The sequence below is a fragment of the Halorubrum rubrum genome, assembly GCF_024494685.1.
Taxonomy (GTDB): Archaea; Halobacteriota; Halobacteria; order Halobacteriales; family Haloferacaceae; genus Halorubrum; species Halorubrum rubrum.
In genome coordinates this window covers 97,736-116,878 of record NZ_JANHDM010000008.1, presented here as the reverse complement: position 1 = coordinate 116,878, position 19,143 = coordinate 97,736, and the positions used below count along the sequence as shown (strand labels likewise).

The 19,143-nt window shown below is 63.8% G+C and carries 24 protein-coding genes and 1 tRNA gene; 15 read left to right on the top strand and 10 right to left on the bottom strand.

The features are described 5' to 3' along the window. Positions 1-46 precede the first annotated feature (46 nt). The 4 genes from NO889_RS10315 to NO889_RS10300 all read left to right on the top strand — a co-directional run bounded on the left by NO889_RS10315 (position 47) and on the right by NO889_RS10300 (position 2,504). Positions 47-391 carry a glutaredoxin family protein gene (locus tag NO889_RS10315; RefSeq protein WP_256412166.1) on the top strand — a complete coding sequence of 115 codons (345 nt, stop codon included), beginning with the start codon at positions 47-49 and terminating at the stop codon, positions 389-391. Between the two features lie 147 nt (positions 392-538). Continuing rightward, a complete protein-coding gene (locus tag NO889_RS10310; RefSeq protein WP_094534063.1) occupies positions 539-1,108 on the top strand; it encodes a DUF7110 family protein in 570 nt (189 codons plus the stop codon). A gap of 120 nt (positions 1,109-1,228) precedes the next feature. Then, positions 1,229-1,942 carry a diphthine--ammonia ligase gene (locus NO889_RS10305; RefSeq protein WP_256412165.1) on the top strand — a complete coding sequence of 238 codons (714 nt, stop codon included), beginning with the start codon at positions 1,229-1,231 and terminating at the stop codon, positions 1,940-1,942. Between the two features lie 94 nt (positions 1,943-2,036). Next, entirely contained in the window at positions 2,037-2,504 is a 468-nt protein-coding gene (locus tag NO889_RS10300) for a hypothetical protein (RefSeq protein ID WP_256412164.1), read from the top strand. A 33-nt stretch (positions 2,505-2,537) separates the two neighbouring features. On the opposite strand, the gene NO889_RS10295 is transcribed toward NO889_RS10300, so the two are convergent. Continuing rightward, the gene (locus NO889_RS10295; protein WP_256412163.1) at positions 2,538-3,791 is read right to left on the bottom strand and encodes a Glu/Leu/Phe/Val family dehydrogenase; all 1,254 of its coding nucleotides are present in this window, start codon (positions 3,789-3,791) and stop codon (positions 2,538-2,540) included. Positions 3,792-3,865: 74 nt separating this feature from the next. After that, the gene (locus NO889_RS10290; RefSeq protein ID WP_256412162.1) at positions 3,866-4,744 is read right to left on the bottom strand and encodes an HpcH/HpaI aldolase/citrate lyase family protein; all 879 of its coding nucleotides are present in this window, start codon (positions 4,742-4,744) and stop codon (positions 3,866-3,868) included. 78 nt (positions 4,745-4,822) lie between these two features. Here NO889_RS10290 and NO889_RS10285 point away from each other — a divergent pair, with 78 nt between their 5' ends. Beyond that, on the top strand, positions 4,823-5,389 hold the full coding sequence (locus NO889_RS10285) for a MaoC family dehydratase (protein ID WP_256412161.1): 567 nt from the start codon (positions 4,823-4,825) through the stop codon (positions 5,387-5,389). On the opposite strand, the gene cyaB is transcribed toward NO889_RS10285, so the two are convergent. After that, on the bottom strand, positions 5,386-5,961 hold the full coding sequence (gene cyaB, locus NO889_RS10280) for a class IV adenylate cyclase (protein WP_256412160.1): 576 nt from the start codon (positions 5,959-5,961) through the stop codon (positions 5,386-5,388). The two genes, NO889_RS10285 and cyaB, sit on opposite strands and share 4 nt — an antisense overlap. A gap of 90 nt (positions 5,962-6,051) precedes the next feature. Here cyaB and NO889_RS10275 point away from each other — a divergent pair, with 90 nt between their 5' ends. Both NO889_RS10275 and NO889_RS10270 read left to right on the top strand, forming a co-directional pair. Further along, positions 6,052-7,011, top strand: a complete 960-nt coding sequence (locus NO889_RS10275) for an FKBP-type peptidyl-prolyl cis-trans isomerase (protein WP_256412159.1) — start codon at positions 6,052-6,054, stop codon at positions 7,009-7,011. A gap of 104 nt (positions 7,012-7,115) precedes the next feature. Further along, positions 7,116-7,373 (top strand): DUF8049 family protein, encoded by a 258-nt coding sequence (locus NO889_RS10270; RefSeq protein ID WP_256412158.1) that lies wholly within the window; start codon positions 7,116-7,118, stop codon positions 7,371-7,373. 68 nt (positions 7,374-7,441) lie between these two features. Here the strand turns inward: NO889_RS10270 and NO889_RS10265 are convergent, their stop codons facing one another. From NO889_RS10265 to NO889_RS10255, 3 genes are all read right to left on the bottom strand, one after another. Then, the gene (locus tag NO889_RS10265; protein WP_256412157.1) at positions 7,442-8,068 is read right to left on the bottom strand and encodes an RAD55 family ATPase; all 627 of its coding nucleotides are present in this window, start codon (positions 8,066-8,068) and stop codon (positions 7,442-7,444) included. An 83-nt stretch (positions 8,069-8,151) separates the two neighbouring features. Then, on the bottom strand, positions 8,152-8,862 hold the full coding sequence (locus tag NO889_RS10260) for a MinD/ParA family ATP-binding protein (RefSeq protein WP_256412156.1): 711 nt from the start codon (positions 8,860-8,862) through the stop codon (positions 8,152-8,154). A 63-nt stretch (positions 8,863-8,925) separates the two neighbouring features. Beyond that, entirely contained in the window at positions 8,926-9,300 is a 375-nt protein-coding gene (locus NO889_RS10255; protein ID WP_256412155.1) for a YlbF/YmcA family competence regulator, read from the bottom strand. A 133-nt stretch (positions 9,301-9,433) separates the two neighbouring features. On the opposite strand from NO889_RS10255, the gene NO889_RS10250 reads away from it, so the two are divergent. After that, positions 9,434-10,249, top strand: a complete 816-nt coding sequence (locus NO889_RS10250) for an endonuclease III domain-containing protein (protein WP_256412154.1) — start codon at positions 9,434-9,436, stop codon at positions 10,247-10,249. Between the two features lie 98 nt (positions 10,250-10,347). Then, complete coding sequence (locus NO889_RS10245) at positions 10,348-10,929, top strand: DUF7978 family protein (protein WP_256412153.1); 582 nt, start codon at positions 10,348-10,350, stop codon at positions 10,927-10,929. A gap of 38 nt (positions 10,930-10,967) precedes the next feature. Here the strand turns inward: NO889_RS10245 and NO889_RS10240 are convergent, their stop codons facing one another. Continuing rightward, on the bottom strand, positions 10,968-11,420 hold the full coding sequence (locus NO889_RS10240; RefSeq protein ID WP_256412152.1) for an RNA-binding domain-containing protein: 453 nt from the start codon (positions 11,418-11,420) through the stop codon (positions 10,968-10,970). Next, positions 11,417-12,037: an AAA family ATPase gene (locus NO889_RS10235; protein ID WP_256412151.1), complete on the bottom strand. Its 621-nt coding sequence runs from the start codon at positions 12,035-12,037 to the stop codon at positions 11,417-11,419. Before NO889_RS10235 ends, NO889_RS10240 begins: the two co-directional genes overlap by 4 nt. Positions 12,038-12,148: 111 nt before the next feature. Here NO889_RS10235 and NO889_RS10230 point away from each other — a divergent pair. The 4 genes from NO889_RS10230 (at position 12,149) to NO889_RS10215 (ending at position 15,302) form a co-directional block, all read left to right on the top strand. Continuing rightward, positions 12,149-12,223 (top strand) — tRNA-Arg (locus NO889_RS10230). Positions 12,224-12,660: 437 nt separating this feature from the next. Continuing rightward, positions 12,661-13,275 (top strand): DDE-type integrase/transposase/recombinase, encoded by a 615-nt coding sequence (locus NO889_RS10225; protein ID WP_256412150.1) that lies wholly within the window; start codon positions 12,661-12,663, stop codon positions 13,273-13,275. 348 nt (positions 13,276-13,623) lie between these two features. Further along, positions 13,624-14,610 (top strand): DUF8098 family protein, encoded by a 987-nt coding sequence (locus tag NO889_RS10220; protein ID WP_256412149.1) that lies wholly within the window; start codon positions 13,624-13,626, stop codon positions 14,608-14,610. Further along, a complete protein-coding gene (locus NO889_RS10215; protein WP_256412148.1) occupies positions 14,610-15,302 on the top strand; it encodes a hypothetical protein in 693 nt (230 codons plus the stop codon). The genes NO889_RS10220 and NO889_RS10215 overlap by 1 nt, the downstream gene beginning before the upstream one ends. Before the next feature lie 15 nt (positions 15,303-15,317). Here the strand turns inward: NO889_RS10215 and NO889_RS10210 are convergent, their stop codons facing one another. Further along, positions 15,318-15,800, bottom strand: coding sequence for a hypothetical protein (locus tag NO889_RS10210; protein WP_256412147.1), 483 nt, complete (start codon positions 15,798-15,800; stop codon positions 15,318-15,320). A gap of 707 nt (positions 15,801-16,507) precedes the next feature. Here NO889_RS10210 and NO889_RS10205 point away from each other — a divergent pair. Continuing rightward, entirely contained in the window at positions 16,508-16,900 is a 393-nt protein-coding gene (locus NO889_RS10205) for a DUF1648 domain-containing protein (RefSeq protein WP_256412146.1), read from the top strand. Between the two features lie 155 nt (positions 16,901-17,055). Here NO889_RS10205 and NO889_RS10200 read toward each other — a convergent pair whose 3' ends face one another. After that, positions 17,056-18,099, bottom strand: a complete 1,044-nt coding sequence (locus NO889_RS10200) for a hypothetical protein (RefSeq protein ID WP_256412145.1) — start codon at positions 18,097-18,099, stop codon at positions 17,056-17,058. A gap of 170 nt (positions 18,100-18,269) precedes the next feature. Here NO889_RS10200 and NO889_RS10195 point away from each other — a divergent pair, with 170 nt between their 5' ends. Continuing rightward, complete coding sequence (locus NO889_RS10195; protein ID WP_256412144.1) at positions 18,270-18,974, top strand: SDR family oxidoreductase; 705 nt, start codon at positions 18,270-18,272, stop codon at positions 18,972-18,974. The last annotated feature ends 169 nt before the right edge of the window (positions 18,975-19,143 follow it).

Below are 19,143 nucleotides of genomic sequence, written 5' to 3'. Positions count from 1 at the left end.
CGAGCCGGCCGCAACCCCTTTGACTCGTCGTCGCCTATCGGAGGCCATGACGTTCCAGCCCGAAAGCGACGTGGACCCGGACGCGGTGCGCGAGCGAGTCGACGAGGCGATAGCCGACAACGACGTGGTGCTCTTCATGAAGGGGAACCGCCTGATGCCGCAGTGCGGCTACTCACAGCGGGCGATCGAGCTGATCTCCGGCCACGTCGAGGAGTTCGAGACGGTCGACGTCCTGCCCGCGCTTCCGGCCTACCGCGAGGCGCTCGCCGACCACAGCGGCTGGGAGACGATCCCACAGACGTTCGTCGACGGCGAGTTCGTCGGCGGCAGCGACGTGCTCGCGGAGCTCGAGGAGCGCGGCGAGCTGGCCGCGGAGCTCGGCGTCGAGTAGTCGCGCCGTCGGCCGGAATCGGTCTCCTTCTCCCTGTCTCCTGAAGAGTAGGCCATATAAGCCTACGTCACCTAGACGGGGTAGGTGCAGTCGTTTACCGTCCGCGTCGCGACGACCCGGTCCGACCCACACCCACCCCAGTAAACAATGACAGGCCGCGTGTTCCGACTTCATTCGACGCTCGAACTGCCACTCGAAGACGTAGAGGCGTACTTCGACGAAGACCCCGACCTCCCCGCGGAGATCGACGACATCGACATCACGCGTCGAAACAACACACTCATCATCAAGGCCCTGTCCGACGACGAGTCGATCAGCAAGTACACGCCGACCGCCCAGCTGAAGGCGTCGGTGACGGAGACGCGCGTCTACGAGGAGGAGCCCCCGCGCGCGGGCGGCCCGCAGTGGATGGACGACGAGGAGGAGGAGATCCCCTCCGAGCTCGTCGAGTTCGCGTGTTTCAAGGGCGACCGCGAGACCGTCCTCCAGAACACCGCGCTCCAGTACCCGATGTTCTTAGTGCTCCGCGAGCTCGCCACGCGCGCCGAGAAGGGGACGCTCACGGCCATCACGGAGGCCGACGGCGACCTCGAGGCGACCCGGATCGTCGAGGGCGAGTCCCGCCCCGCGAGCATCGAGGTCGTCGAGAGCCCGCAGGGTGCCGGCGACGGCGACGGCGGCGTGAACTGGCGCGACAACGAGTTCATCTCGGACTGAGTCGGGCGGCGCGGTGGCGGTTCTCGAGGCAACGACCGGAGCCGTAGTGGCGACGCCGACCGCACGACTCGGTCGACTGCGGACCGCTGACGCTTTACCCGCGGACGTTCGACTCGGGATATGACCGACTGGGTGAGCCTCTTTTCCGGCGGGAAGGACTCCTCGTGGGCGCTGTACCGCGCGCTCGAGGAGGGGCTGGACGTCTCGCGGCTCCTCACCGTCCACCCCGCCGGCGACTCCTACATGTACCACACGCCGGCGACGCACCTCGCGGAACTCGCCGCCGAGAGCGTCGGCATCGACCTCGTCGAGGTCGAGCCCGCCGACTTCGGGGCCGACGACGTCGACGACGCGGCCGCCCAGGGCGACGCCGAACTGGAGCCGATGGAGGGCGCGCTCCGCGCGTTGGCCGCGACGGACGGGATGGATATCACGGGCGTCACCGCCGGAGCCGTCGAGAGCGAGTTCCAGACCAGCCGGATCCGGGGGATGTGCGACCGCCTCGGGATCGACCTCTTCGCACCGCTGTGGGGCGAGGATCCGGTCGAACTCGCCGAGGCGATGTTCGAAGCCGGCTTCGAGATCCGGATCGTTCAGGTGGCCGCCTACGGCCTCGACGAGTCGTGGCTCGGTCGGCGCTACGACGCGGACGCACTCGCGGAGCTGCGCGAACTCCGGGCGGAGTACGGCGTCCACCCGCTCGGCGAGGGCGGGGAGTTCGAGACGTACGTGATCGACGGTCCCCACATGGACCGCCGGATCGACCTCTCGTATGACACCGTCTGGGAGGGCGACCGCGGCCACATCGAGGTGACGGACGCGACGCTCGCGTAGCTCCGGTTCGGAAACCAGTCGGACCCCCGAGGGCCGGCGACGATCCGCCGCCCGAGTGTGCTATTTTTTATTACGTGGCTCCGTCATCGACGACATGAACGTCGACCGGTACCGCGAGGCGGTCGCTGCGAACCGACGGAAACACGGATTCGACGTCGTCGACCGGGAGGCCGACGGCTTCGACCGGCTCTGGAGGGTACGCGAGGAGGACCCCACGGTGGGGCACGTCTCCGTTTTCGCCACGGTCGTGGACGCGACCGACGACGACGCCGAGGACGTCGTCGCCGCCGCCGACCGGTTCCGGGAGCTGATCGCCGAACTGAGCGACGGGACGGACTCCGCGACGCCGATAGGGTACGTCGCGTTCGCGGTCGCTTCCCCCGGCGACGACCTCGTCTCGACCGCCACTTCCTACACCGTCGCCCAGCGCCGGACGAACGTGTTCCCGTTGCTGTACGACCTCGAAAGCGAGACGCTTCACACCCACCCGGTCCCGCGGCTCAAGGGACGCGGGATCTATCGGAGACAGAGCGAGGACGCCGACCGACTCTTCGACGTGTGACCGCGGGTCGGCTCGAACCGCGTCGCGATCCCTTCAGGGCCAGTTCCCGCCCTGCTCGTAAGCGTTCACCACCCGGCGGATCGCGACGACGTACGCTGCGGTCCGGAGGTTCGGGAGGTCCTCCCCCTCGTACGTCTCGACGATCCCGTCGAAGGCCCCGGTGATCGTGCGTTCGAGCTCCTCGTTGACGCGTTCCTCGGTCCAGTGGAACCGCTGGCGGTTCTGGACCCACTCGAAGTACGAGACGGTGACGCCGCCCGCGTTCGCGAACACGTCGGGGACGACCCACGTCCCGCGCTCGGTGAGCACGTCGTCCGCACCCGGCGTCAGCGGTCCGTTCGCCGCCTCGACGATCACGTCCGCCTCGACGTCCGCCGCGAGGTCGGCGTCGACGGCGTTCTCGAGGGCGGCGGGCACGAGGAGATCGACGTCGAGGGTCAACAGCTCCTCGTTCGTGATCGCCGCCGCGTCGCCGTATCCCGAAACCGACCCCGTCTCGGCCTTGTGGTCTTTGACGCCGCGGGCGTCGAGCCCGTCCGGGTCGTAGATCCCGCCGCTCGAGTCGGAGGCGGCGACGACGTCCGCCCCGAGGTCCTCGAGGAGGGCGGCCGCGATCGACCCGGCGTTGCCGTAGCCCTGGACCGCGACGGTCGCGTTCTCGACGTCGCGGTCGAGCCAATCGAACGTCTCTCGGGCCGCGAGCATCGTCGATCGACCGGTTGCCTCGACGCGCCCCTCGCTGCCGCCCGAATCGAGCGCCTTGCCCGTGATCACGCCGGGCGCGGTCGTGTTCTCCAGCGTCTCGTAGGTGTCCTTGATCCAGTTCATCTCCCGCTGGCCGGTGTTCACGTCGGGCGCGGGGACGTCCCGGTCCTCGCCGATGAGGGGGCGAAGTTCGGTCGCGAAGCTCCGGGTCAGCCGCTCCAGCTCGTCGGCCGAGTAGTCTGCCGGATCGATCGCGATTCCCCCCTTCCCGCCGCCGTAAGGAACGTCGACGACGGCGCACTTGTACGCCATCCAGCCGGAGAGCGCCTTCACCTCGTCGCGGGTGACGCCGGGGTGATACCGTATCCCGCCCTTGTAGGGGCCGCGGTCTCCGTTGAACTGCGAGCGATAGGCGCGCACGGTCTCCAGCGAGCCGTCGTCGCGCTCGAACGTCAGGTTCGTCTCCAACACTCGCTCGGGATTCTTCAGGCGAGTGAGAACCCCGTCGTCGGCGTCGAGATACGCCGCCGCGTCGTCGATCTGTTCTTTCAGGCTCTCGTAGGGGTTCGCCTCGTCGCTCATACCCGAACGTCCCTATCGCGTGAGTTAACGGTGGCGACCGCGGTCGAAATCGCGATTGCGGGCGGAATCAGCGGTCAGCCATCGGATCGGAGTCCCGCCGCCTCGGCGCGCTCGAGCACGCGCTCCGCCTGCGCGACGAGCGGCGCGTCGATCATCTCGCCGTCGACCTCGAAGACGCCACGGTCCGCCCGGTCCGCGGCCTCGCGAGCGTCGAGAACCGCCTTCGCCCACTCGATCTCGTCGGCCCCCGGTGTGAACGCCTCGTTGATCGGGCCGACCTGGTCGGGATGGATCGCCAGCTTGCCGTCGTAGCCGAGCGTGGCCGCGAACTCGGTCTCCTCGCGGAGGCCCGCCTCGTCGGTGAAGTCGGTGTGGACGGTGTCGAGCGCGTCGACGCCGGCTGCGCTGGCCGTGAGGACGGCGTGCTCGCGGGCGTAGAGCACCTCCGTCCCCTCGGCGGTCCGCGTCGCACCGATGTCGGCGGCGAGGTCCTCCGCCCCGAAGACCAGCGCCGTCGTCGCCGCCGCCCCCGCGATCTCTCGAGCCGCGAGAACGCCCTCGGCGGTCTCGACGAGCGCGAACACGACCGGGTCGAGCCCGCGGGCCGCACACAGGTCGGCGACCCGGCCGATCTCGGCGGCTCCCTCGACCTTGGGGAGCATGACCGCGTCGAGGCGGAACGTATCTCTCTCGTTTGACCCGCCGCCTCCGCCGACGATCGCGTCGAGATCGGCCTGGGTGTCGTCGACGGTCAGTCGCACGCACACCTCCGCGTCGGGCTCGAAGGCGGGGTCCGAGAGGACCGATCGCACCGCCTCGCGGGCCCCGTCCTTTCGGGCCGGCGCGACCGCGTCCTCCAGGTCGAAACACAGGACGTCGGCGTCCGTTTCGGCCGCCTTCCGCATCAGCTCCGGTCGGTCGCCCGGCGAGAACAGGAGGCTTCGTCGGGGCATGTCGACCGCTCCTCGCCGGGACGCATTAAATCGGTCGCGGTCGACAGCGATATGTGAACGCCCGTGGAGGGGTTCGACATGACGGGACGCTACTACGAGGAGTTCGAGGTCGGCGAGACCATCGACCACCGGCGACGGCGGACGGTGAGCGAGGCCGATAACCAACGCTTCTGTGACATGACGATGAACCAACAGCCGCTCCACCTCGATTCGGCGTTCGCTGCCGACACCCGGTTCGGCGAACGGCTCGTCAACGGGCTCTACACCATGTCGCTGGCGGTCGGCCTCTCGATCCCCGAGACGACCGACGGGACGATCGTCGCCAACCTCTCGTACGACGACGTGGACCACCCGAATCCCGTCTTTCACGGCGACACGATCCGGGCGCGGTCGACGGTGGTCGACAAACGCGAGACGAGCGACGGCGAACGCGGGGTCGTCACCATGCGCGTCGAGGCGTTCAAGGTGGGAGGCGGGGGTGATGCCACCGGCGACGACGCGAACGACGACGACGTCGACGACACCGGCGACGGCGGTACTGACGACGCGAACGACGACGTTCTCGTCTGCTCGTTCGAGCGGACCGCGCTCTCGTTGAAACGGCCCGAGGGGAGCGACGGCGACGCGGAGGGCGTCGAGTCCTAGTCGGCCGCGAGCAGCAATCCGAGGTACGACGTACGAACCTGGTCGTCCGCGTCGAGTCCCAGTTTCGCGAGCGTCTCGATCGCGGCCTCTCGGGTCGAATCGATCGCCCCTTCGGCGTCGATCTCCCGTTCGATCTCCACGAAGGCTCCGACCCGGTCGACGGCGTCGAGCGCGACGGTGAACCCCTCGAACCGCCAGTACTCCCGACGCTTCTCGACGGTCGCGGCGGGCTCGAATCCGAGTCCGTCGAGGATCCCCGCGAGCTCCTCGCCGTCGTCCGCGCCCGTCTCGTACTCCGTGCGGGTCTTCGACCCGTCGTCCAGAAGGGGCCCCTTGTAGGTGAGCCGGATCGACTCCCCGCCGGTCGCCGTTCCGCCGCCCGAGCCCGATCCCCCGATCACCGCCTCCCGGCGGATCCGAAGCGCCTCGTCGGTCTCGGCGAACTCACGGTGGGGCGCGTCGTAGTAGACGTCCCGCTGTCGGCGGGTCTCGCCGGGGTCGGCGTCGAGTTCGCGGAGCCGATCCCGGACCGTCTCGAGGTCCGCCGGGACCTTGATCTCGACCTCGTACATACGTCCGCGTCGGCGGCGGCCGTCAAAAGGTCGACGGGACGTTCCGACCCGAACCGTGCGCCTTAAGAGTGTAACGGGTGATGTTCCGCTATGAGCGATCAGGAGCAGGCGGACGCGGCCGAGAGCGCCGAAGAGGCCGACGCCGGAACGGACGCCGAACCGGAGACCGAGGACGCCGGACTCGCCGACGGCGACTTCGTTCGACTCGCCTACACCATCCGGACGGCCGACGACGGCGACGTCATCGACACGACCGACGAGGACGTCGCCGAGGAGGCCGAGATCGACACCGAGGAGTACGAGTTCGAGCCCCGGATCGTCGCCCTCGGCGCCGGCCACGTCTTCCCGTCCGTCGAGGAGGAGCTGATCGGCAAGTCCGTCGGCGACGAGGGAACCGTCGACGTCCCCGCAGACGACGCCTTCGGCGAGTACGACCCCGACGAGGTCGAGACGGTCAAGGCCGACAAGATCCCCGAGGACAGTCGCTACCCCGGCGCGCAGGTCCAGATCGACAACCGGCAGGGCCACCTCGAGACGATCATCGGCGGCCGCGCCCGCGTCGACTTCAACCACCCGCTGGCCGGCGAGGACCTCGAGTACGAGTACGAGGTGCTCGAGGTCATCGAGGACCGCGAGGAGAAGGCCGCCGGCATGCTCGGGATGTACCTCCAGGACGCCCCCGAGGTCCGGATCGAGACCGTCGTCGAGGAGGAGGAGAGCGTCACCGAGGACGACGACGGCGAGGAGGTCGTCGAGACCGAGGAGGTCGAAAAGGACGTCCTCTACGTCACGGCGACTCAGGCGATGCAGATGAACCAGCAGTGGATGTTCCAGAAACAGCAGATCGCCCAGGACCTCATGGGCCGTCTCGACCTCGACCGCGTCGTCGTCGAGGAGGTCATCGAGGGCGGCGGCATGGGCGGGCTCGGCGGCATGATGGGCGGCATGGGCGGCGCGGGTGCCGGCGACATCGAGGAGGCGTTGGAGGACATCGACGTGGACGCCGACGAGATCGCCGACGAACTGGACGACGAGCTCGACGAGGAGTAACGACCCGTCGGCGTCGTCGGCCCCGATAGACCCGACGGCCTGTCTTCGGACTGACCCGCGGAACGAACCGATCCTTTTGGGTACTCCCGCGTCCACGCTCGCGTATGGAGATCGAACGGGCACGCGAGGACGTCGTCGTCGCGGCCAGCGCGGGCCTCTCGACCGTCGCCGTCGCCCTCCTCTCGAGCTTCGTCTCGGGGGTCACGGTCGGAACGCTGCCGTCGCTCGCGCCGCTCGCCGTCTATCTCGCGTACCTCTTCACGCGCAAGGGAGGACCGTACGGATCGGTCGACACGCCGCCGAACTGGGCGGCCCTCGCGGTGGCCGTCGGTGTCGCCGTGCTCGCGGTCGGGGCGGTCTGATCGGTTCGGCCGTCCAGACTCCGCGATCGGCGGCTCCCCCCACACGAACCCGCCGTCGGCGACGCCCGTCACGCGATGTCGCGGCTCGTATCGACGGAGACGGTGTCGGTGAGCTTGAGCTTGACCGGCTCCTCGAGGGCCGCCCCGCCACGGAACTTCGGTACCGCGAGGCGGTTCTCGATGGCGGTCCCCGTGACCACGGTCCGGAGGTCGAAGACGACGTCCGCGACCTGCTCCGTGACGACGCGGTTTCGGGACCGCTCGCCGCCGGTCTCGAGCGCGTGGATCACGGCCGTCGCGTCCGTCTCCTCGATCCGATCGCCGAGGTCCGAAAGCAGCGATCGATAGCTGAGTGGGGACGCGGCCTCCAGCGGCTCCGCGGAGTCGACGATCACCGTTCCCTCGTCCGGAACGGAGGGAAGGAATCCGCGCGCGTCCGCGATCGGATCCTCGCCGTCGACGGCCTCGACGACGGGGTCGCCGATCTCGACGGACGACGCGGAGAGGCCGCTCTCGACCGCCTCGGCCGACCGAACGGTCGTGAGATACAGCGTCTCCCGGACGCTCGCGAAGGTGTTCAAGAACAGTTCTGACTGGCTGGCCGGGTCGGCCGTCAACGCCACCACGCTCCCGGCGGGGAGCCCGCCGTCGAGCTCCCTGTCCAACACCGGGATCCCGGTCGGCAGCCGCTCCATGCGCGCAACTGACTCGCGTGGACGTTTGGCTCTGTCGGTGGCGGCGGCGCGACGACGACCCGACGCCCCGCGTCGTCGTCGATTCACGCGATCCGCCACCGCTCGCCGCCGCCGTACGTCTCCACGAGCGCCGCCGCGGCCGCGTCGTACGCCGTCTCGACCGACGCGTCCGCGAGCGGCACGGGGGACTTCGGCGGGACTCGGCCGAGCACCGGACAGCCGAACAGGTCGGAGACGGCGTCGGGAACCGACTCCGCGCGGGTGACGACGATCCCGAGGAGCGGACAGTCGAGCCGTCGAGCGACCGCCGCGGTCTTCGCCGCGTCGCGGAGCGCCGGACGGTGAAGCGGCGTCACCAAGACACATCGGTCGGCCGCGCGAAGCGGGGCCGCCACGTCCGGTGACGCTCCCGCGGGGCAGTCGAGGAGAAGCGGGGTGTCCTCGGGGACCACGTCGTCGAGATCGGCGAGGACGGTCGCCGCGTCGTGTTCGCTCGGCCGATCCGGCGCGTCGAGTACGACCGGGACGCGGCGATCGACCGGGACCGGACGTTCCCCCCGTGCGACCCGCGTGACCGTCGGACGGTCATCCGAGACGGGCGCTCCTCGAGCCGGGCTCGCATCCGGCGTCGCGACCGGCTCGCCGGTCTCGTCCGCCAGCTCCACCAGGTTCGGGAGGTCCCAGTCCGCGTCCGCGACGACGACCGGCGCGCCGCGCCGCGAGAGCGCTCGCGCGAGACCGACGGTCGTCGTCGTCTTTCCGCTTCCGCCCTTTCCGCCGGCGACGGCTATCACGCGACGGAGTGCGTCGCTATTCGGGATAAAAAGCCGGTCGGAGAGGGAACTTGCCGGTCGGACTCAGTCCTGACAGCAGCCGCCGGCCTCCCCGCCGAAGTCGACCGCGAGCGGCTCGGAGATCGCCTCGTTTACCGCCTCGAGGCGCTCGGAGAGCTCGTCTTGGGCATCGAGGAACTCGGTCATGGTGGGCATGGAGTGGAGTTCCTCCTGGGCGTTCTGGACGCGGTGGAGGTCCGACTGCGTCGCGTCGCCGGTCTGGCGCGCCTGCATGAACTCGGCGCGAATCTGCTCGAACTCGTCGATGCGTTCCTGGACGTCCTCGTCGCGTTGAACCGCCTCGCGTGCCTCCTCGAAGCGCTCGTATTCGGGGGTGGCGGCGATCCGCTCGCCGAGTTCGCGACCGAGCTCCTCGATGGGGGCCTGTTCGACGCTCATGGTTTCCGTTACGGGGCGATCGGTTTCAACCTGCCGAAGGGGGCGGATCGCACGCCCGTCGGACCGATCCGGGACCAGCTCCCGGTCCGGCACGGACACGAGACTTTTGACCGATCGCGTCCAACGTCCGGTTATGCCCGACGAGCCGGCGGAGAACATCAGCGGCGGTCCGGACGGCGGCGGCGAGCCCGACGAGTTCGCGCCCGGCGACGGCGACTCCCGCGCCGAGGCGGTCGTCGACGAGCTCGGCGAGCTGTACTGGCGGAAGGCGTACGGCGGCCGCGACGGCTTCGAGTGCCTCGTGCGGACGATCCTCTCACAGAACACCTCCGACCAGGCGAGCCAGCCCGCACACGACTCGCTGATGGAGCGGTACGGGCCCGCCGCTCGACTGGCCGAGACGCTCGCGGACGCCGACCGCGACGAGCTCGCCGAGACGATCGCCTCCGCGGGGCTGTACAACCGGAAGTCGGAGGTCATCGGCGAGGCGGCCGCGTGGGCGCTCCGGGAGTTCGGCTCTACTGAGGCGTTCGACCGGTTCGTCGCCGAGGGCGACCCGAGCGAGGTCCGCGAGACGCTGCTCTCCGTCGACGGGGTCGGGCCGAAGACGGCGGACTGCGTCCTGCTCTTCGCTGGCGGTCGCGGCGGGGTCTTCCCGGTCGACACCCACGTCCATCGGATCGCCCGGCGGATGGGGTTGGCGCCGCCCGACGCCGATCACGAGGACGTCCGCGAGGCGATCGAAGCCCAGGTCCCACCCGAGAAGTGCGGCTTCGGCCACACCGCGATGATCCAGTTCGGACGGGAGTACTGTACCGCGCGCGAGCCGGCGTGTCTGGACGACCCCGAGGCGTGCCCGCTGTACGACCTGTGTGACCGGGTCGGCGTCGACGAGTTCGACGGCACCGTCGTCGACCCCGCAGAGGCGGTCGTCGCCGGCGACGACTGAGCCCCCGGCCGGGACCTGAGGGCGATCGACCGAGAGAGCGGCGGGTTGGAGCGGTCCTCGCCCACCAAGCACTTACGGCGCCGCGACGACCGGTGGGTATGTCGACCACTGGCCGTTCGGACGCGACGCGTGACCTCGCCGTCGGCGCGACCGGCGGCGTTGCGGCGTACCTCCTCGGCTACCTGGTCGTGTTCGTGACCCAGCGCGGACGGGTCGGCGAGTCGCTTCGCGGGATCAACTTCGTCGCCGACCTGATCGGCGGCGATCCGATCCCGGCGTGGAAGGCGGTGGGATGGGTGTTCTACAACGCGCACTTCGTCTCCACGGAGGTGCCGACCCCGCTCGGCGGGACGCAAGTGGTGAACTTCATCGCCGAGTCGGACGCCGGCTCGCTCGCGGCGATGTACCTCGTTCCGCCCCTCCTCCTGCTCGTCGCCGGCCTCCTCGCCGGGCGGATCGCGGGCGTCACCGAGCCGATCGAGGGGGCCCGCGCCGGCGGGTTCGTCGTCGCCGGCTACCTCCCGATCGCGCTCGCGGGGGTTCTGGTCTTCGGCTACTCGATCGGCGACGGGGCCATCGCGCCGATCCTTCCGACGGCCGGCCTGCTCGCGGGGATCGTCTATCCCGCGGTCTTCGGCGCGGTCGGCGGCGCGGTCGCGTCGCTCCTCGCGGACGGATAGCGGGAACCGAAGAGCAAAGCTGCGGCCTCGGTCGGGAATCAGTACGCCCCGTTCTCGGGGTCGAACCGGTCGCCGTACTCCCGAACGGGGTCGACGGGCCGGCCCTCGTCGGTCTCGGGCGCGACGTAGTCGATGAACGACTCGACGTCGGGTTCGCGGACGCGCACCTCGACGTCGACGTCGCCGAGCTCGTCGGGGTCGCCGACGGCGAAGTTGACCGTCCCCTCGAAGGCCGCCTGCTTCTTCAACGCGAACGAGAAGCCCTCGTCCGTCGAGTTGCGCAGGAACACCCGGCGGGCGGTGTCGAGGATCTCCTGTTCGTGGAGCACGTCGGAGAAGGCGTCGAGAGTGTGCGTCTCCGCGACGAGGCGGCCGTCCTCGTGGGTCGGCTCGGCGTCGGGAAACACGTTCCGTACCGCGTCGGCGACGCGGTCGGTCACCTCGGTGTCGTTGACCAGCGCGACGATCCGGACGTCGACGCTGTAGATCACGGGCGACCACCGCCCGCGGGCTCGGCGTCCGGATCGGTCGGTTCGCCGGCCGCCTCCTCGTCACCGTCGCCGTCGACCCCGATCACCTCGCGGACGCGCTCGCGGAACGCCTCGAGCGTTCCGGTGTTGTCGATCTCGACGTCGGCGCGCTCCAGCGTCTCGTCGAGTCCGAGGTCGATCTCGCGCTCGTCGCGCTCGCGGAGCGCCTCCAGATCGGAGTCGGAGTCGTCGCGGCCGCGGTCGCCCAGGCGCTCGGCGCGGAGTTCGAAGGGCGCGTGGATCGCCACGAGCGTGAAGCCGTCGCCGAACGCCTCGCGGAAGCGCTCGAGTTCGACGGTCGAGCGGAGGCCGTCGACGAGGACGGCGTCGGCGTCGCTCTCTGTGGCCGCCTCGCGGATCCTGGGGATCGTCCGGGCGGCGATCGCGTCGTCGCCCTCCTCCTCGCGGAGGACGCCGGCGATCCGCCCGTGGTGTTCGGCCGGGTCGAGCCCCCGCTCGCGACACTCCTCGCGGATGACGTCGCCCATGACGACGACCGGGACGCCGACCGCCTCGGCGACGGTCGCCGCCTCGCCCTTGCCGCTGCCGGGGAGGCCGACGGTTCCGATGACGTTCATTACCGGGAGCTACCGGCGTCGCGGACTTAGGCTTGCTGTTGCGGGGTCGGTGCCCGCGTGGCGGCGCGAACCACGACGGTTTTTACCCGCCCGCCCGGATAGTCGGGGCGAGGGCACGTAGCTCAGCCAGGATAGAGCGTCGGACTTCTAATCCGACGGTCGTGGGTTCGAATCCCACCGTGCCCGCTATCTGCGAGAAGCGAAGCGGCGAGCGAACCGGCACGCAGGGAATTCGAACCCTATCAGTCGCGCACAGCGAGCGGTGCGAGGTGCGAACGCAGCGAGCACCTCGACAAGTGAGCGGCGAAGCCGCGAGCGGTGAGCGAGCACGTCTGATTTCGGTTCGAATCCCACGGTGAGGAATTGTTTGAACAGAACTGAAGAGTTGATTTTTTGATCTGCTTGTAGATAATTGGAACTCAAATAGTCTGATTTTCTGATGTATGAACTGAACTGATCAATTCTAAACAGTAAAAAAACCAATATGAACGGGTTTCTCCCTCAAATCAACTATCTGATCCAGATGAAATCCCAGTCGACCAACTTGATAAAAGTTGGTTAATAAGGGTGTCAACCTTAGCGTGAAGAGTGCGGCCGAGCAAGGGTGAGTTGGTGACTCGAAGATGCTCGACCGCGTGGTTGCGAAAGCACGCGATCAAGAAGTATTTTCGCGTGAGGATACGCCGACCGAACAGCGTGTCGAAGCAGCGTTTTTGTATCACGCCGGTCTCTCATACCGGCGCGTTGAGCGGGTAGCCGGGCGCTCATACGAGGCCGTGCGCCAGTGGTATCACCGGTTGGCGCACCTCTTCGATCCAGATCCCGACTACCATTCGACCGTCGCTATCGATGAGACCAAGCTGAAAGTCGAAGAGACCGAGGTCTACGTCTGGGCAGCAGTCGATGTGGAGACGTTCGAAGTCATCCACATCGAGGTTTCTCCCGGCCGATCTGACCTCGACGCCTTGCTGTTCGTCAAACAAGCTCTCAAGCGGTGTCGTGGTGAATCAGTTGTTCTCGTAGATCGTGGACCATGGTACAACTGGGCACTCGATGACCTCGATCTCTGTGACCCACGCCGTGAAACGTGGGGGGAACGGTCTCTGGTCGAAGCCTGGTTCGACCTTCTCAAGTACCGAACCAGGCTCTTCTATAGCCGGTTCCCCCACCATAGCTCCTGGAAATCAGTAGACTGCTGGGTCAAAGCCTTCGCAGCTCTCCACAATGCCATCATCTAACCTTGACACCCTTCGAGTAATTAAGAAGAGAGAATCCGTGTACGATATATGTTGGAATGGTATTTGGTACAGGCAAATGGAGCAGAACATTTGGGCCCACCGAAGCACCAAAGTTCTAGTAGAGCCTGTGTCCGGACATAAGTCATAGCTGATTAAGTTAGCACCAATAATTACTATCTTCATCTACTGGAAATCAAAATAACTTTGAGACATCCTGTGTAATATATGTTTATTACATTTCATTCCAAAAGAACACAACCGGTGTATATTAACCTATTGGCCCGAATACTGACAGACACTATACGAGAAATCCGCCCACAGAATTAAAATACGGCCTTGGATTCAGTAATGGAAATCCCAATTCAAATTAGCGATAAGGAGAGCACTTCGGTTGAGCTACTGAAGCGGTCCTTAGAGACAGCACTCCACAAAGAGGGTGTCGAGCTCACCATCCCGTCTGAGTATACGGGAGTCCGAGGGTTCTACCCAGACAATATCAAAATTAAAAAGATTGCATACTCTGCTATCAAAGCGTTCGATCTACCGATTGTCAGGACGTGGTACAAATACGGGCAATTTGAGCCATACGACCGTCTTCGGCCAAAATCACTCAACGTACAAGCTAGCAGCAAAAAAGCATATGTCCCGAGTCCTGAAAAGGTAGCTGTAACTGAGGAGGATCTGATAGACCATCTTCTCGGTCTTGATCTCCGAGAAACATTTAATAAAGATATTTTTACCTTCTTAACAGACAATTACGAAGAGTGGAATCCCGAGCCATATACTGGCATATATCTGGCTAGCACCAACATTATTGAGGTACTTGAGCAAATAGAACATCTCTCTCAAGAGGAATTTATCAATAATATCGGCAGTAACTACGATCAATTCAAAGACTCCTCAATAGATCTTCAGTATCAGATCAGACAGAACGACCAAATTGAAGACGATATCGGGAGTCATGTTCGTGAATATCTGACTCTATTAGATGAATCCCTGATGAAAATTGAAGAGCGGTCTGAATTAACCGAAGATGAGGTGGATACGATACGTCAATCTCGTGTCGTCTATCATGAATATGTGTTGCCGTGGATTGGCATGACGATATCTCTTGATCGTGCGGAGGGGCCAGGAGATAGTCTTGAATCGTTTAATCGCTCCGGACAGAATATCTTGAATGCGGACAAGCCATCCTGGAAAACTCAACTCAAAGGCTGGAACACGAGTCTTAAGGAACACAACTTAAGGGCAGACTATGAAACAGTTAGGTCGACAAGTCCTGAGGCTACTAATTCAATCAAAAGCCTTCAAGATGCTGCCTTCAGAAGTTCGTAATGTCTGAAGTCGATAGTTCAATACTTATCGACCAATACGTTGGTTTAGATTTTTGTAGAACACATATTTCTGAGTGTGATCTAACGAGAAGAGTATTACGCGAGCTCAATGAGTTCGGTGTAAATATTGTAATTCGTAAGTCGTGCTGGGAAAGGGTGACAAACGGATTAGCAAATATTCAGATGCTGTTAGAGCACCTATGTAATAGAGCGTCCGAACTTCTTCAGGATCTTTCTGATGAAGACGCGTTAAATGAATTTGTCTCAGATACATTAACCCATTCAGAGTTGGTGGATGATTTAAATATTGATCCAGAGTATCTGCCAGATGTTGGAAACTTGAAATCGGACGTACGGGACCTCGGAATACGAGAATTCAGGCGGTATTTAAGTAATAATTTAACACAATCTATTAAAGCACAACGCGAATTGGATCTGCTGGTTTCGTCTAGATATACTTCGTCAGCACATGATCCACTTATATTTGAAACGTCGATAAGCCAGATTATAGAAGATGAGGAAGTTATAGAGATACTATTGGACGCCTATGCTTGGTCAGGTGGCGATAAAAAATACTTACTCACTCCGCAGAATGGAGTAATATATCGTGAAAAATCGGATATTGAGGATAAAATGAATAATTCTTCTTATGAGATTTTATCACCGGAGGATATTATGAATACTGTATCATGAATGTATTCAATTTAGCTAATGATTAAAATTATCCAAAGTATCTTGGACTTTTTGGAGCAGCTCTGATCGATATTCAAACATGGAGTCATAATAATCATCAGAACCCCTCCGTTCATTAGCAAGGGTAATCTCTGTTAAATCTGACTCAATATTATCGAATTTGTCTGGAATCACTCCCTTCTGATCCTCGATCTCGCTGACCAAGTTATCAATTATTTCAATATCATTTTCTGGGGAGTCAGATGGATCAAAGTTGAGAACCACTCTCTCTAATTCGCGCAAAGTTTTGATTGTTTCTCGCTTCCATCTTCTTTTAACGATATTCTTTTGATTCTTTTCATTTATTTGGTACTGAGCTAATAATGACATACCGTTAATCACCGCGCTTATAATCCCTGCCACTACTGCACCAACAATCGAAGCTACTACTGCTGTAGAAAGGTCAGCACCAGAAATCAGGATGGTGGCCTGGATCAATTCAAAACTACTATCAAACATTGTCTATATTATGATTAAATCTGATCACCTTGGCACACTTCCGGATCTCCAGATACAACGAATTGACCCTCCGAGTGATTTTATATTTTCCACGAGAAATCTTTTCCACAAACTCAGCGGCTTGTAGCGTACTGAGTCGCTTAGAGACGGTTTGACGGGGAACATCAATGTTCTCCGCAATTGTCGACAGAGTGTGGATTAATCTAGGATACGGAATAAATAGAATACGTTTGTCCGCGTTGGTCATCTGATTAAGTGGCTCTCCGCTAATAACATAATCGACCTCGTCAGAGAGGTCAGGTAACTTCTTAAACATTTCTTTTGCTTAACTATCTTCGTAAGTGTCATCTATATCCTGTGATGCTAGGTCCAAATTAATAATAGTGGCTTTTATCAAGGTTTCCTGATAGTTAAAAAGAGAGTTGCCGGAGTTGACGTGCCGACCGTGGAACTTGCTCCAGGGAATGTGCTGGGAGGTCTCGTTCTCAACCTGACCGGAGAAAAAAGAGAATACGGTCTGATACCGCCAGAAGATCACGTGATTCGACTACTCGCTGACCGCCCAGCACGCGACGTTCATCCTTCACGTACACAGAATTTCCCCGTTCATCTCGCTTGCGAGCACTGGACTCGTCAATTGCGAACGCGTCCCAAGAACGAACCAAGGCCGGAAACCTATTTGTCAGTCCGAACTATCGCCAGCTGACATGAACGCCCTTGTACGATTCTTGCCCCGACAGCGGGCTGTCGCCGCCCTCATTACCGGTGTGCTGTTGGCCCTCGGCGTCGCCCTCTACGCGGCCCTACCGGACCAGATGGCGATCCACTGGAACGCCGCCGGCGAGCCGGACAACGTCGTCGCGAAACCGATCGCGGTCTTGGCGATGCCGGCAGTCGTCGTGTTCATGAGCGTGCTGTTCGAGGCCTCGAGCATCGACATCGGCGAGCGGATCGTCGGATCGCTGGCGATGCTCATGCTTCTCGTCGTTCAGGTGATAGTGTTCGGGGCGAACCTCGGGTACGACGTTTCCATCGTCCCGATCACGCTGGGGCTGGCTGGCGGGATGGTGGCCGTGTCGGTCTGGGTCCAGAGGAGATAGCGGTCGCTGCGTCGCGACGATCGGCGTCCGACCGGAAACAGACAAAACACCGTAGCGACGTCCTCCCGATAGATGACTCTCGAATCTACGCTGGGAGCCACCGAACCGACGAATTCCGCTGTGTCCGTTCCTTTCCGAAGCCACGGTGTCCCGCTCTACGCCGCGGACGAGGACGTGAACCGCAGTCGATACTCGTAGTACTCGTCGCCGTACAGCACCGTCCCCGAGCCGTGTTCGGCGTCGTCGAAGGCGTCCTTCTCGACGTTTCCGTCGAGGTAGGCACGCTCGTGAAGCGCCGTCAACACACCCCGGTACGCGTCGGAGTACGGATGCGTCTCGTCGTATCCCTCTCCGCGGGCCGACCGGATGACCCCCGTTTCCTCCGTGGAGAGCGCGTCGCGGTCGATCCGCGCGTCGACGAATTTGGCCCGGAGGATCGCCTCCATTCGTTCGGGACTCGTCGCGACGGACTCGACGGTCGCGCGATGGACCGACTCGTAGAACCGCTCTTCGGCGACGTCGACCGCGTACGCCGTCTCGCGGTAGACGACGCGGTCGGGACCGTCATCGGACAGGACCCGGCTCGTTTCGACGGCCTCCTCGGAGCGGTACACGTAGCCGCCGCGCTGTACCAGCCCCCACGGGACGCCGCCCTCGTCGCCGCGGGCGCGGGCGGCCATGTGTGCGATCCGGACGGCCCGCCGGTCGCCTTCGGGAAGATCCTCGGCCGCGACCGCGTCGGTCTCGGTGGTGTCGGCGTCGGTAGCGTCGTCGTCGATGCGGGTTCCGTCCCGAAGTCTGAGGACGGGACGGGTCTCGACGGCCTCGTCGATCACGACCGACCCGAGCCAGTAGTAGGTTCCCTCCTCCCTGACGTACGTGGGGTCGTCGGGAGTGGAGAAGAACGGGGTCCGGTACTGCGTCGTGTACGTCGACCCCTCGAGCGTCGTCCGGAAGGCCTCCTCGGCGTCCGGTGGGCGGGCGTCGGCGAGGTCGGCGACGTCGATCACGTATCGCTCCCGGAGCGTATCGTCCCGGGGAGACAGCGAGAGACGGAGCGAGCGATCGCCGGATCCGTCGGTTTCGCCGGCCCCGTCCCCGACGGAATCGAACGAACCGAGACAGCCCGCGGCCGCGACTGCCGCGCTCACGCAACCGACACCTAACAATCGTCGTCTGGTCGTCGACTGCCGTGCCATACGTGGGGAGCGTCCGGGCCGAGTAAAGACGTTGGTATGGCTCAAACGGCGACTTGTCTCTGCATCCGTCCGCGAGCGCGAGTTCCGTACTCGTCGAGTTCCGTACTCGTCGGGCGGACCGACCCCGAACGCGCCGGTGGTCTTATGCCCGTACCTGCGACATCGCTCGTATGGAAGACACCCCGGTCGCGATCGTGACGGCGGCGGGAAGCGGCATCGGCGAGGCCTGCGCGCGGCGGCTGAGCGACGACGGGTACCTCCCGGTGTTGCTCTCTCCCTCCGGAAGCGCGGTCGACGTCGCGAACGACCTCGGCGGCGACGGCTTCGAGGGCTCGGTCACCGAACCTGACGACCTGACGGCGCTCGTGGGGACGACCCACGAGCGCTACGGCCGGGTCGACGCCGTAGTGAACAACACGGGTCATCCGCCCTCCGGCGACCTCCTCGACATCTCCGACGAGGAGTGGTACGAGGGGATGGACCTGGTGTTGCTGAACACGATCCGGATGGCCCGGCTGGTCACGCCCATCATGGAGGACCAGGGCGAGGGGGCGATCGTGAACGTCTCGACGTTCTCGGCGTTCGAGCCCTCGCCGGACTTTCCCGTCTCCTCCGTGTTGCGGGCCGGCCTCGGAAGCTACACGAAGCTGTACGCCGACCGGTACGCGTCGGCGGGGATCCGCATGAACAGCGTCCTGCCAGGCTTCGCGGACAGCTACGACGTCGACGAGGAGACGAAGGCGGAGATCCCGATGGGGCGGGCCGCGCGAACCGAGGAGATCGCGGACGCGGTCGCGTACCTGCTCTCGGAGGAGTCGAGCTACGTCACCGGCCAGAACCTCCGCGTCGACGGCGGGATCACGTCGTCGGTGTAGGCGATCGAGTGCGGATCGCGGGGGATCGGTCTCGTTAACGACCCAGTCGAGAGCGTGTCGTCGCTGGCGCAGTAGGCGTTTTCAAATCCCCGGCCGCTCGAGATGTAAGGCAGGAAACGTGACTTCGACGAACACCTCCAAAGCCCCAGTTGCGACGACTCGCGCGGCT

What these genes read in the sequence shown, in the direction of transcription:
- NO889_RS10315 (WP_256412166.1), top strand. Translation starts at nt 47, where the DNA reads ATGACGTTCCAGCCCGAAAGCGACGTGGACCCGGACGCGGTGCGCGAG.
- NO889_RS10310 (WP_094534063.1), top strand. Translation starts at nt 539, where the DNA reads ATGACAGGCCGCGTGTTCCGACTTCATTCGACGCTCGAACTGCCACTC.
- NO889_RS10305 (WP_256412165.1), top strand. Translation starts at nt 1,229, where the DNA reads ATGACCGACTGGGTGAGCCTCTTTTCCGGCGGGAAGGACTCCTCGTGG.
- NO889_RS10300 (WP_256412164.1), top strand. Translation starts at nt 2,037, where the DNA reads ATGAACGTCGACCGGTACCGCGAGGCGGTCGCTGCGAACCGACGGAAA.
- NO889_RS10295 (WP_256412163.1), bottom strand. Translation starts at nt 3,791, where the DNA reads ATGAGCGACGAGGCGAACCCCTACGAGAGCCTGAAAGAACAGATCGAC.
- NO889_RS10290 (WP_256412162.1), bottom strand. Translation starts at nt 4,744, where the DNA reads ATGCCCCGACGAAGCCTCCTGTTCTCGCCGGGCGACCGACCGGAGCTG.
- NO889_RS10285 (WP_256412161.1), top strand. Translation starts at nt 4,823, where the DNA reads ATGACGGGACGCTACTACGAGGAGTTCGAGGTCGGCGAGACCATCGAC.
- cyaB (WP_256412160.1), bottom strand. Translation starts at nt 5,961, where the DNA reads ATGTACGAGGTCGAGATCAAGGTCCCGGCGGACCTCGAGACGGTCCGG.
- NO889_RS10275 (WP_256412159.1), top strand. Translation starts at nt 6,052, where the DNA reads ATGAGCGATCAGGAGCAGGCGGACGCGGCCGAGAGCGCCGAAGAGGCC.
- NO889_RS10270 (WP_256412158.1), top strand. Translation starts at nt 7,116, where the DNA reads ATGGAGATCGAACGGGCACGCGAGGACGTCGTCGTCGCGGCCAGCGCG.
- NO889_RS10265 (WP_256412157.1), bottom strand. Translation starts at nt 8,068, where the DNA reads ATGGAGCGGCTGCCGACCGGGATCCCGGTGTTGGACAGGGAGCTCGAC.
- NO889_RS10255 (WP_256412155.1), bottom strand. Translation starts at nt 9,300, where the DNA reads ATGAGCGTCGAACAGGCCCCCATCGAGGAGCTCGGTCGCGAACTCGGC.
- NO889_RS10250 (WP_256412154.1), top strand. Translation starts at nt 9,434, where the DNA reads ATGCCCGACGAGCCGGCGGAGAACATCAGCGGCGGTCCGGACGGCGGC.
- NO889_RS10245 (WP_256412153.1), top strand. Translation starts at nt 10,348, where the DNA reads ATGTCGACCACTGGCCGTTCGGACGCGACGCGTGACCTCGCCGTCGGC.
- NO889_RS10235 (WP_256412151.1), bottom strand. Translation starts at nt 12,037, where the DNA reads ATGAACGTCATCGGAACCGTCGGCCTCCCCGGCAGCGGCAAGGGCGAG.
- NO889_RS10225 (WP_256412150.1), top strand. Translation starts at nt 12,661, where the DNA reads ATGCTCGACCGCGTGGTTGCGAAAGCACGCGATCAAGAAGTATTTTCG.
- NO889_RS10220 (WP_256412149.1), top strand. Translation starts at nt 13,624, where the DNA reads ATGGAAATCCCAATTCAAATTAGCGATAAGGAGAGCACTTCGGTTGAG.
- NO889_RS10215 (WP_256412148.1), top strand. Translation starts at nt 14,610, where the DNA reads ATGTCTGAAGTCGATAGTTCAATACTTATCGACCAATACGTTGGTTTA.
- NO889_RS10210 (WP_256412147.1), bottom strand. Translation starts at nt 15,800, where the DNA reads ATGTTTGATAGTAGTTTTGAATTGATCCAGGCCACCATCCTGATTTCT.
- NO889_RS10205 (WP_256412146.1), top strand. Translation starts at nt 16,508, where the DNA reads ATGAACGCCCTTGTACGATTCTTGCCCCGACAGCGGGCTGTCGCCGCC.
- NO889_RS10200 (WP_256412145.1), bottom strand. Translation starts at nt 18,099, where the DNA reads ATGGCACGGCAGTCGACGACCAGACGACGATTGTTAGGTGTCGGTTGC.
- NO889_RS10195 (WP_256412144.1), top strand. Translation starts at nt 18,270, where the DNA reads ATGGAAGACACCCCGGTCGCGATCGTGACGGCGGCGGGAAGCGGCATC.